The organism is Halalkalibacter akibai JCM 9157, from assembly GCF_000513135.1.
In the GTDB taxonomy this organism is placed as follows: Bacteria; Bacillota; Bacilli; order Bacillales; family Bacillaceae_D; genus Halalkalibacter; species Halalkalibacter akibai.
Window position 1 is genome coordinate 1 of sequence record NZ_BAUV01000077.1, and the last position, 11,264, is coordinate 11,264.

Here is an 11,264-nt window from a genome sequence, read left to right on the forward strand (position 1 = left end):
ATACACATCATTAATTTTCTCATCATAGGTTGATACTTGATTTGTTGTGTTTGAATAAACTGTTGAAAAAGCCATTAAGCTTAAAATGAAAACTGCAAATAGAAAAATTTTTCCCATGGTAGTTCCTCCTTCATACTTCTTATTTATATGTATGGCTTGCCCATCATTATCATTACTCTAAAGACCAATTGTGCCGTAAAGTTTAATGTTAAAGTTAAAACGACGGTTATTCAAGTAACGGGCAGAATACTTGAACAAGCAGGATAGTTTATTTTGGAGGTTGAAATAGATGAGCCAAAAAACTGACTTAGTTTTAGATATTGCAGGAGTGATTGCTACTAATTTTTCCCCGATATTTTGGAGGATTTATCTTTAAAATTTGAAGTTTCATATGATGACCTTATCAAGTTTAGAAAGGAAGTCCGAGAACAATTATGGACAGGAAAAATGACAGATGAAGAATTTTGGGATAAGTTGATAGAGAGGTTCCCAACCATAGATAAAGAGTATGCTGGAACTAAATTACTCTCAGTGATTAAGCCTTTACCTGCTCTTGAGCAAATCCCATTATGGAGTAAGTATGCTAATATTCACTTGTTAAGTAATCATCGTATAGAATGGGTGAAACATATAATCAGACCAGTTGAAGACTACATAAAAAGTATAACTATTTCTGGTGAAGTAGGGTTTTGTAAACCACAAGTTGATATATACTTAAAAGTAAACTCCCATTTAAACGGAAATGAAAATGTGTTATTCGTCGATGACCAAGAAAAAAATCTGATTGAAGCACGGAACTTAGGTTGGAATACTTTATTGGCAGACGATAAAGGTAAATGGATTAAAAATGTTAGTCATCAGTTATTTTACTAACGGGGAGCGATTGTTGAACAACAACAATCGCCTTCTTTAACTAAAGGAGGCAATAGTTAAACAGACTGTTCCTTACGGTGCTAACGCGGCAGTAACATTTAACAGGAGATTGCTTCTGATAGGAATGTGTTATGAAAAGGGGGGAGTTTGTGAAGATAAGCATATATTTTTTTCTTTTTGCGTTTCTTTTACTAAGTGGATGTTCAAATTCAACAAATGGAACTTTCAATAAACTAGAAGAAAAAATCGAAAATGAATTGGGTGTTAAAGCTATTATTCTTGATGAACCTTTTGAAGTCTTATCAGTCGTTAAACAAAATCCGCCATTTAAAGGTGGAATGAAATCTGTCAGGATTAGTTACGGTATAAGGGATGAAGTTGAACTAAGGTTGAACTCAAAAGAAGACATTAAACGATGGGAAGCAAGTACAAATTCTGAACTATGGCATGAATTTTATAATGGTGAACTGAGAATCCAATTGGATATATTAACTACATCTTTGAGTAGCCCTAATGTAGAAAAGGTAATAAACATACAAGGGTACGATGTAGAAATAGTATCACAAGAGTTAGATTCAGGAAAAACAGCTTTGTTTGCTAACGTTAATTTAGAAGAGGGTTCATATTCATGTTTGTTTATTTTAGATAATAAGTTTAACGAGGATGAAGTGAAGCATTGGCTTTCTAAACTCCTTAATCAAGTTAAAGAAAAGCAATAGTGTGGTTATTCAATTAACGGATGCGATGCTTTAACAAGGCATCGCTTGCCTTATTGCGCTAACGGGCAGAATACTTGAAGAAGGTATTTCTGACTTCTTTATAGAATATTGTGTATTGTTAGTCGAGTTTAGCTGAGAAGAGAAAGGTGAGATGAGAGTGGGACAAATTAAAATTTACGGTGTTAAGGAAAGGTTAAATCCAATTAAGGAAACATTATCGAATGTTATTCATTCATGTATGGTGGAAGCACTTCAGTTTCCTTCGGATAAGAAATTTCATCGTTTTTTCCCTATGGACAAAGAAGATTTTCATTTTGCGAGTGGGAGAACCGAAGCATATACCGTAATTGAGGTTAGTATGTTTGAAGGTAGAACGGTAGAAGCTAAAAAACAATTACTAAAATTACTATTTGAGCGAATAAATAATGAATTAGGTATATCCCCTCAAGATGTTGAGGTTACAATTTTTGAAACACCAAAACATAACTGGGGAATAAGAGGATTACCTGGAGATGAATTAGCACTGAATTATAAAGTTAATGTATGAGTAAAAGGGCGGTCACTACTTGACCGTCTTTTTTGGCTTATTCAAGTAACGGAGGCGTTTCTGCAATAAAGCAGAGACGCATTTTTTTGTACTTATAAAAGGAAATTAGTGTTAAAATTATGAAAATCGTTATTCAAGTATCGGAGCAGGATTGTGGAACAAGAGTTATAAAAATGGGAGGTATTAGATGAAAAGACCACATCTTTTTGTACTTAGTTTGATTGTAATTTATGGCTCTATTTTGTTTGGATGTTCAAATGAAACAGAAACCAAATGGGAAGAAAGCGCTTTGTTTGAATCTGGTGGATACCAGATGATTGGAGAAAAGGGGCGAATAGGTTTTATCTATGATGATAATGAAGTAACTCGTTTTTACCCGAACAAAGAACAAAAATATATGTGGCATTTATGGGGAGACCCAAAGGAATTGAAAGGTGAGTTTAAAGTCATTGCTACCCACGAAGACAATGTAGAATCTATTACTTTACTTGATAGGCATACATTAGGAGGTTCGAATAATGGTGCGGACCAACACGCCCCTTCCGTGATGTCTCTTCCTGAAAGTGGTATGTGGAAATTAGATGCGTATGTGGATGATAGACTACACGGCTCAGTATTTGTAAAAGTTCATGAAAAGGAGTGAAGCAATTCTTTAATTCCTATTCCATTAAGGGAGCAATCCTCGAATAAGCAGCGGTGTCTTTTTCTTATTGAAGTAACGTGCAGATTAGTGAAAGAAAAATATTAAAAAGGATGATGAGTATGGATGTTTTTGGAGCTATATTAAACATTATATTTTTTTTATTGGTGATTTATTTAATATCAAGAGTCTTCCATCATTTTAATGATACGAAAAATAGGTTACACGAAATAGATAAGAAGTTAGAAGAAATAAATGAAAAAATTTCTAACAGAGATTAGCCTAATAAGTTCCTCAACTAAAAGAGTTTGCGTCCAGTTTTTTACTCATTGTAAGTTGGTTTATATTTGCAATAAGTGCATATTTACTCTACTGGACAATTGTTATACCTGTACTTGCAATAATTCCTTTTCTCCTTTCTTTAGCTATTGGTTTATTATGTTTCCACTGTTCAAATAAACTTGATGATAGAAAAAAAGACAATTAGTTCTTCAACAATCGGGGAGCATTAGTGAACGCGATATTTAAAAACAGGACTTCCCATGTTATATAAGTCCTGTTTAATACGACGTTAACCTTTAACAGAGCCTTTATCAAAGCATCTTATAATGTTGATGACCCAGTAAAGGTTATTGAAATTTTATACATTCGTTTTACTTGAAATGGTGGAAATTAATTATTGTTTATTAGATAGATACGTTTTGTCATACCACTTATCATAATCAACTAAAGAATTTGCGATTTTTATTAATTCCTTTTCCTTCTCCTCTATTGTTTGTACCTCATTATAATAAATTAGAATATAATAGATGCCCTCATTATTAAATCTTAAGTCAACATAATCATCTTCAGTATTGCTTCCATAAGAAAATTTACTAAATAAGCCACTACTTAATTGAACTTCTTTCCCCAATATTGTGTTTTCCCAAGACTCGTCTTTGTAATTAGAAGCAACTACGAGTAAGGCTTCCGGACCATCCTCAGGTAAGAACGTCTGGACTGATAGTTGAACAGATACTTCCTCTAGATTATTATTAGTAATAATGCTCGATGTTTCCCATAATTTGCTTGCTGTTGTACCTTTAAAGGGTATATAAGTTGGAAGTTGAGTTTTAAAAGGCATTTCTCCTAATATAACTTCGTATGCTGGGAAAACGTAAGAATTTTCGCCAATTGTCTTTAATAGTGATGTATCTAACTTGTTATCATTCTTCCAACATCCTGAAACACCAAGAATAACAGAAATCAACAAAACAAATAGTAATTTCTTTATCAATATTTTCCACCCCTTTGCTCGAATCAACCTTTATAAGAATGATTATGTTATCGACACGTATCTTATGAGAGCTTGTCTTTCGTAACATTAGTATTTTTACAATGGTAGTTCTTGTATGAATATGCTTCCTCAGTCAAGCTAATTATCAGAATGTATGGTAAAATTTAACTGATGCATCTAATAGGCTTAAGGAGGTTTTAATGTGGGTATTGATTTTCATAGTGAAAGAAATAGCGTTACTTACACAACTCGAAACGCTGACCAAACTTGGATTGATGCATTAACCAACTTAGTTCCCATTAATGGAATTAACAATGCTTTAGATATTGGTTGTGGTGGTGGAATTTATTCTAAGGCTCTATCTGATTTAGGTGTGGATTATGTAACAGGAGTTGATTTTTCTAAATCCATACTTGATGGTGCAAAAGAAAATTGTAAGGCATACGATAATATATCCTTTAAACATGGTAATGCTTTTGACTCAGGATTAGATAGCGGTACTTATGACTTGTTACTTGAAAGAGCTTTGATACACCATATTAATGATTTAAATCCTTGTTTTACAGAGGCATTTAGACTATTAAAAGATGGTGGCTTTTATATAGTACAAGACAGAACCCCAGAAGATTGTCTGTTAAAAGGGGACATAAGCCATGTTAGAGGATACTTCTTTGAGGTCTTTCCTAGATTAATTGAAAAAGAAACCGAACGAAGACATAATAGTCACCATGTAATTGAAATACTTAGACAGGTTGGATTTAAGAACATCGAAGAAGTTAAGTTGTGGGAAACAAGAAACGTTTATGATAATAAAGAACAGTTACTAAAAAATTTAAGTGAACGAACTGGAAGAAGTATCTTACATGAATTAGATGATGAAGAATTAAAGTTACTTCTAACTCATATTAATTATTCACTACCTGAGAAAACAACTATTGTTGAAAGAGATAGATGGACCATTTGGAAAGCTGTAAAGTAATAGCTAAGAAAATTATACGCACATGTACTAGCGCTGCTTTCAATTGGGGTAGCGTTTTTTGTAGTCTACGATAAAAGTTGGTTAGTATGACTTTATATATTTACGCTAACTAGTGCACTCGTTCAACACGGGAGTCTAATTTAATGGTCAACGAAAGCTGGGACTTTTATGTGAAGAGTAAGTTTACTTCAATAAGGATACTATCAACTGTATTTAAAGGGGGATATACATGAAGCGAACTAATGTATTATTTTTGGGTATTTGCTTTGGATTCTTGATATTATTCGCTGGTTGTATCCAACAACCCGGAATTGATATGAGCAAAACGCTAGAGGAATGGAGAGAACATTTTGAAGGTGTAGAAGCTGTTGCAGCTTCTTTTGATGGTGAGAATGATATCAAATTAAGAGTGATGGTGGAAGACCAATTAACAGAAGAAGAAGCTGTTTTATTATTTAATGAAATTTTGAAGAGTATCGTCGATTATTCTAGTCAACCAGACGTTTGGAAGTATTATAATGGCTATTTCGATATAATAAGATACGATGAGGGAGTAATATATGAAGCATCTAAGCTTATTGGTAAGGATTTAGAAGTTTTATCTAAACATAATTATTGGTAACATGCTCTAATTTAATAGAGGTTATTGCCTTTCTCTTGTTAACGGGCAGAATACCTTAATTAAATTTTTTACTATAATTCCATTTTAAAAAAAGGTAGGTGGTAGAGCGAATGGACCAGAAGAAAAGTGTAAATAAAAAATCAATAAACGCCTTAACCTTTGGAATAATATCAATACTTATCCCTTTTATTGGTATCATCTTTGGCGTTATTAGTTTGTTTTTAGCAAATAAAAGTCTGAAAGAAATAAAGACATCAAAAGAAAGTGGTTCCGAGTTAGCCGTTGGTGGTAGGGTTTGTAGTATTATAGGAATAGTGATTTCACTATTTTTGTCTACTCAAATCTATATATAATAAGTTTGTTTTCATAAGGTAAGAGGTACTTTTGATACGCCATCTAACGGGAGCGATAGCAAAACAACAGCTATCACTTATTACGCTAAACCTTGCAGGTTAACACGATAGGATAAGATAAATGTTTTTATAACTTAACTAGGTGTACTTCAGTTAGGAGGGATTAATTTGAGAAACATTTTTTATGGTTTGGTTATTTCAATAGGGATTTATATACTTATCGGATTAATAACATTTTTAATTACTCGTGAATTTCCCCTTGAAACAATAAAGATGATGGCATTTGGAGTAGCGTTAGTGTTGTTTATTTCTTCATTCCCGTTATATAAAACACTTTATCACGGTAGCAGAGTAGCCAATCCAATTTACACAGCGTACAATCCTCCAGATGAGCAGCATCAGCAGAAACTTCAGACTGACTATGAGTCTTCTCTAAAGCCCCAAAGTAGCCTTGGAGGGATATTCGTCTGGACCGCTATTTCAATTATATTTTTCACAACACTTTTAACGGTACTCTTTTAACTTTTTTCTTATTTCTTAACAGTGTTTTCTTTTTAAGTAACAGTGCTATGCTTGGCAGAAGCATAGCTTTATTTTTATACGAAACAAACCGGTGAAGCCAATGGTTTAATAACATTGCGATTATCTCTGTTTCACTAACGAGCAGGTAAACACTTAATTAATGGTTCTTCTTAGATAATTGCCTTCATAAAATAAAAAAAGTGTTGGTTGAAGGGGACGAGATATGGAGTGGTTAGGAAGTTTAATTCCAATTGTAATTCCGTTTTTAATCTTTGTTTGTCTAATTGGTTTTACAGTAGAAACAGTTAAGAAGTAAAAAAATATTCCACTAACGGAAGTGATAGTAATTTATGAGTTGCGTTGTTGCAGCTCTTTTTTCGTTCGGTTTATGGAAAAATATGTTAAACTAAAGGGGCAGATTTGTGGGAGGAGACAATAATTTGAATGTGAGGATTCCCCTTGATAAAAATAATTGATATTAGTAATAGAAAACATGCTGAAGATGTTTTAAATGTTCAAATTCCATCTAATAAGGTTGAAGCTGAAATAATTTGATTCATATGAAATACCACCATTGAAGGATACAGTTTATTCTTTACAACATTGCGAACTTTCGTTGGTTATTATGTAAATGAAGAACTATGTGGAGCAATATCAATAAAAGTAGTGGACCGTGAAGTTGATATTTATAGGTTAATCGTACATCCAAACCATTTTAGAAAAGGAATTGCACAGTTGCTTTTAAATTTCATTGAAAGAAAATTTGATGTTAAAACGATAAAAGTAGCAACAGGTTCTAAAAATGAACCAGCAGTTTCTTTTTATAAAAAGAATGGATTTCAAAATACAAAAGAAGTTATGGTGGGCGACCAATTATCCTTAACCTATTTTGAAAAGAAAATATGATTTTTTCTTGAAGTAACGGGGGCATTTCTTTAAGAAGGAGAAGTGCTCTTTGGTTAAAGATATTGAATAGTAGGTAAGTGTTATTTAATAAGGATTTATAACTAAATGGAGAGGGAAATGTTTAAATGGACTATATACAACATCTAAGGTCTACGGTAGGAAACGAGAAGGTTATTATGGTTGTTGCAGGTGCATTTGTGTTTGATAAAGAAAAACGAGTGCTATTGCAAAAACGCTCTGATAATGGTCAGTGGGGACTTCCAGGTGGATTTATGGATTTGGGTGAAACAGTTCAGGATACAGCTAAGAGAGAGGTTTATGAAGAGACAGGACTTGTTTTAGAAGAGATGGAGTTATTTGGTATTTATTCTGGACCTAAATATGACAAGACCTTTTCTAATGGAGACCAAGTTTCATTGGTTCAAACCTTATTTATTTGTAAACGATACAGCGGAGATTTAATTGAAAACAACGAAGAGTCAATTCAGAACAAGTTCTTTACACTTGAAGAACTACCAGCAAATATATTTACCGAACATAAAATGCTAGTCGATGATTTATTATCAAAGAAACAAACTCCGATTATTGGATAATACAACTATGTCTCCAAGTAAATGGATGTGAGTCTAATTAGCAGTCGCTGCGTGTGCTAACAGCAGGATAGTGAAGTAACTTAATGGTGTTTTTATTCAATTTTTATAATTACGATACGTTCTTTATGGAGGTGATTTTTTGACATTTGTGATTCCCATATGGTTGGACTCCATTCTAGGGACATTATGGATTGTTTTTTTAGTAGGACTCTATATTTATTTGGTTGCTAAAGTATTTAAACTATTTAAGATAAAGCTAAATCAGTGGTTGATAGGTGCAATAGCAATCTTAGCTTTAATTGGCACTCAATTGATTCTTGAAAATCACTATAGGATATTTTATCCTCAAGAAAATGACATTGTAATTAAAGCAAGTGGTGAAATAGTAGAAAACGCTACAAATAAAAAGTTAATTACAACTGATAAAGACTCATTAGTATATATTGGTGGTGGTATTCCATTTCAAGATACCCTGCCATATTCATTTAAGACAAATGATGGACATAGTCATGATATACAACTATTAATCTATTTTCAGGAGGCAGAAATCCAAACAATTATGAAGGCTTTTCAAGTTTACAAAGGGGTAGTAGAAACTCATGGTAATTCTCCCGTATATTACTTTTCGAGTTCCAGCTATTACAGTGAGGTGGTAGAGGAAAAGTATAGAGAGGAAGTTAGTCAACAAATCGGAAAAGTAAAAAGAGACGACCTAACAAGAGAGAGGATGGGAGAAATAATTGAAACTTCTCAATCACAAATCTTGAATGAATATGAAAAGAAACTGTATACAATAACGTTAAAATAGAGCTTATTTTAAATCTTGTTGTACTAACGGGGGCGATATTTTAAGAGGGTATCGCTTGTCTTATTGCGCTTACTGGCAGTTTAGTTAATATAGGTATTTGTATTAACGGTAGAGAATAACAGTATAAACTACTTATTTGGGGAGTTGGGAAAATGATAAAGGCGGTCTTATTTGATTTAGATGGAACTTTGTTAAATCGAGATGAGTCAGTAAGGAGATTCATAGAAAATCAATACGAGCGATTAAATAATTGGGTAGGTCATATCACAAAAGAGAAATATATTTCAAGATTTATTGAACTCGACAAGCGTGGATATGTTTGGAAAGATAAAGTATATAAACAATTAACTCAAGAATTTCATATTTCTGGCATAACTTGGGAAGGATTGCTTCAAGATTACATAAGTGAGTTTAAGTATAACTGTGTTCCTTTTGATAATCTAATTCAGATGTTGGAAGAATTAAAGAGTAGCAATTTTCTTTTAGGAATGATTACAAATGGGTATGGACAATTCCAAATGGATAATATTAAAGCTTTAGGAATTGAAGAGCATTTTGATGTGATATTGGTTTCTGAATGGGAAGGAATAAAAAAACCTGACCCAAAAATATTTAAAAGAGCCTTAGAACAACTAAATGTATCACCTAAGCAAAGTGTATTTGTAGGGGACCATCCTGAAAATGATGTGAAAGCCGCTCAAAATGTCGGAATGAGAGGAATTTGGATAAAAGACTTTCAGTGGGACAATGTTCAAGCAGATTTCACAGTTAGTGATTTAGCAGAAATACCAATAATCATAGAAAATTTAATCGAACAAAAACTTGAATCTTGTTAACCGAACGGGTGCCATACTTGAACAAAACATCATTTCCGTGTTCGACTAACGGGAAGAATAGCTTAATAAGGCAATGTTACATATTTTCCCTGTCATTAAAAAATCCTCCAGGAAAAAACTATAAAAAAATCCATTCGGAGGGCAATTATGAAGAAATCCATTTTCACTATTGTTATTACCTGCTTTGTTGTTTTTTCTTGGAACACTTTTAGTTTTGCTCACATTAACAATTCATTACCAACCGAAGATTCCAAAGAATTGATGGTTCAAGATATTTTACTGCTTATGTTATTAGATGACATAGATAAAGCAGTGAGTAATTATTACTCTGAATACTTAACCGAATCTCCATTGGTTTACCCGTATCAAATTGATATTGTGAATGTTGAAAGAGTTGGTGAATTTCGTACCTTTCACTTTGATTTTACGTTAGAAGTTACACCAGTTGTTGGACCACATGTGTCAGTCGGAAAAGATAGGATGACATTAGAAATTTCTCCTACAATACCTGGACAAGTTAAGTTAAGGAAATTTGAACATCTTGAAACTCATGAACTTCCCTCAACTTGGAAGCACAAAATTAAGCAAAAGAAAATTCAATAAATGTGTAATGATAATCAACTCACAGGAGCATTTCTGCAATAGTAGCAGGGGTGCTTTTTTCTTATTTCTGAAACAAATAAAAGGGAAAAAATGTTATATTTAATTGAGTTCAAAGTTGTTTGACTAACGGAGCAGTATTATTGAACAACTAAATACAAGGGGAGTTGAAGAAGTGAAAAGAAAATTATTAGTAGTTCTTTTATTTGCTGGTTTAGGCTCATCCATGGTAAGTAGTATGGACTCGCTTAGTTATACATTTAAATCAACTTACTATGTGGTTTCGGCTACTTTATTTTTTATTTTTGCAATCTTATCGTTTTATCTATATAAAGTAAGAACGGTTTTCTAAAGGATTTTTATGATTGTTGCACTGCCTATTGCGCTAACGGCAGAAGAGTTGAAGAAGGAATTAAGAATTTTCTAATCTAGGGGGATGGCTAAAAATGGAAATACAAATTAATTTTAGAATAGCAGCAGAACAAGATTTGGATAAAATTGTTGAAATGCTTGCTGATGATGTCTTAGGTAGTAAGAGGGAAAGATACGAGCAACCCCTTCCAGATAGTTACATAAAAGCGTTTCAAACTATTACATCCGACCCAAACAATGAACTGGTTGTAGCATACCAAGGAGATGAGATTATTGGGGTTCAACAAATTACCTTCACTCCTTATATAACACATCAGGGTGGTTGGAGAGCTACCATTGAAGGTGTAAGAACCGCATCTTCTTCTCGTAGTAAAGGCATTGGGACTGAACTCATTAAATGGGGAATTAATCGCGCAACAGAACGTGGTTGTCACATAGTACAGCTTACAACAGATAAAGAACGTCCAGATGCTTTGAGATTTTATGAGAAGTTAGGTTTTAAGGCAACACATGAAGGATTAAAACTTAAATTATAATAATTTCACTAACGAATGCGCTAAGAGGTTTTTTAACCTATTTCATTATTTATTTACTATCAATTAATACAGCGAGGCGGAG

At 33.0% G+C, this 11,264-nt stretch carries 16 protein-coding genes; 15 read left to right on the top strand and 1 reads right to left on the bottom strand.

Features of this window, described 5'->3' with window-relative positions; translation table 11 throughout:
- The first annotated feature begins 447 nt into the window (after window positions 1–447).
- The 4 genes from JCM9157_RS21685 (at window position 448) to JCM9157_RS21700 (ending at window position 2,782) form a co-directional block, all read left to right on the top strand.
- Window positions 448–873, top strand: a complete 426-nt coding sequence (locus tag JCM9157_RS21685; RefSeq protein WP_235715072.1) for an HAD family hydrolase — start codon at window positions 448–450, stop codon at window positions 871–873.
- Window positions 874–1,022: 149 nt separating this feature from the next.
- On the top strand, window positions 1,023–1,592 hold the full coding sequence (locus tag JCM9157_RS21690; protein ID WP_035668271.1) for a hypothetical protein: 570 nt from the start codon (window positions 1,023–1,025) through the stop codon (window positions 1,590–1,592).
- A 157-nt stretch (window positions 1,593–1,749) separates the two neighbouring features.
- A complete protein-coding gene (locus JCM9157_RS21695) occupies window positions 1,750–2,139 on the top strand; it encodes a tautomerase family protein (RefSeq protein ID WP_035668273.1) in 390 nt (129 codons plus the stop codon).
- A gap of 187 nt (window positions 2,140–2,326) precedes the next feature.
- On the top strand, window positions 2,327–2,782 hold the full coding sequence (locus tag JCM9157_RS21700) for a DUF4871 domain-containing protein (RefSeq protein ID WP_035668275.1): 456 nt from the start codon (window positions 2,327–2,329) through the stop codon (window positions 2,780–2,782).
- 673 nt (window positions 2,783–3,455) lie between these two features.
- Here JCM9157_RS21700 and JCM9157_RS21705 read toward each other — a convergent pair.
- On the bottom strand, window positions 3,456–4,055 hold the full coding sequence (locus JCM9157_RS21705) for a hypothetical protein (RefSeq protein WP_035668277.1): 600 nt from the start codon (window positions 4,053–4,055) through the stop codon (window positions 3,456–3,458).
- 202 nt (window positions 4,056–4,257) lie between these two features.
- Here JCM9157_RS21705 and JCM9157_RS21710 point away from each other — a divergent pair, with 202 nt between their 5' ends.
- The 11 genes from JCM9157_RS21710 (at window position 4,258) to JCM9157_RS21755 (ending at window position 11,182) form a co-directional block, all read left to right on the top strand.
- The gene (locus JCM9157_RS21710) at window positions 4,258–5,034 is read left to right on the top strand and encodes a class I SAM-dependent methyltransferase (protein ID WP_035668279.1); all 777 of its coding nucleotides are present in this window, start codon (window positions 4,258–4,260) and stop codon (window positions 5,032–5,034) included.
- Window positions 5,035–5,263: 229 nt separating this feature from the next.
- A complete protein-coding gene (locus JCM9157_RS21715; protein WP_035668280.1) occupies window positions 5,264–5,656 on the top strand; it encodes an IolE/MocC family protein in 393 nt (130 codons plus the stop codon).
- A 110-nt stretch (window positions 5,657–5,766) separates the two neighbouring features.
- A complete protein-coding gene (locus JCM9157_RS21720) occupies window positions 5,767–6,009 on the top strand; it encodes a DUF4190 domain-containing protein (protein ID WP_035668282.1) in 243 nt (80 codons plus the stop codon).
- A 168-nt stretch (window positions 6,010–6,177) separates the two neighbouring features.
- Entirely contained in the window at window positions 6,178–6,531 is a 354-nt protein-coding gene (locus JCM9157_RS21725; RefSeq protein WP_035668284.1) for a hypothetical protein, read from the top strand.
- Between the two features lie 603 nt (window positions 6,532–7,134).
- Window positions 7,135–7,437 carry a GNAT family N-acetyltransferase gene (locus JCM9157_RS21730; protein WP_235715073.1) on the top strand — a complete coding sequence of 101 codons (303 nt, stop codon included), beginning with the start codon at window positions 7,135–7,137 and terminating at the stop codon, window positions 7,435–7,437.
- A 125-nt stretch (window positions 7,438–7,562) separates the two neighbouring features.
- Window positions 7,563–8,030 (top strand): NUDIX hydrolase, encoded by a 468-nt coding sequence (locus JCM9157_RS21735; RefSeq protein WP_035668286.1) that lies wholly within the window; start codon window positions 7,563–7,565, stop codon window positions 8,028–8,030.
- A 139-nt stretch (window positions 8,031–8,169) separates the two neighbouring features.
- Entirely contained in the window at window positions 8,170–8,838 is a 669-nt protein-coding gene (locus JCM9157_RS21740; protein ID WP_035668288.1) for a hypothetical protein, read from the top strand.
- A gap of 152 nt (window positions 8,839–8,990) precedes the next feature.
- A complete protein-coding gene (locus JCM9157_RS21745) occupies window positions 8,991–9,674 on the top strand; it encodes an HAD family hydrolase (protein WP_035668290.1) in 684 nt (227 codons plus the stop codon).
- Window positions 9,675–9,821: 147 nt separating this feature from the next.
- Window positions 9,822–10,277: a DUF3888 domain-containing protein gene (locus JCM9157_RS21750; RefSeq protein ID WP_035668292.1), complete on the top strand. Its 456-nt coding sequence runs from the start codon at window positions 9,822–9,824 to the stop codon at window positions 10,275–10,277.
- A gap of 172 nt (window positions 10,278–10,449) precedes the next feature.
- Entirely contained in the window at window positions 10,450–10,626 is a 177-nt protein-coding gene (locus JCM9157_RS24765; protein ID WP_156321512.1) for a hypothetical protein, read from the top strand.
- Window positions 10,627–10,720: 94 nt separating this feature from the next.
- A complete protein-coding gene (locus tag JCM9157_RS21755; protein ID WP_035668295.1) occupies window positions 10,721–11,182 on the top strand; it encodes a GNAT family N-acetyltransferase in 462 nt (153 codons plus the stop codon).
- Window positions 11,183–11,264: the final 82 nt, after the last annotated feature.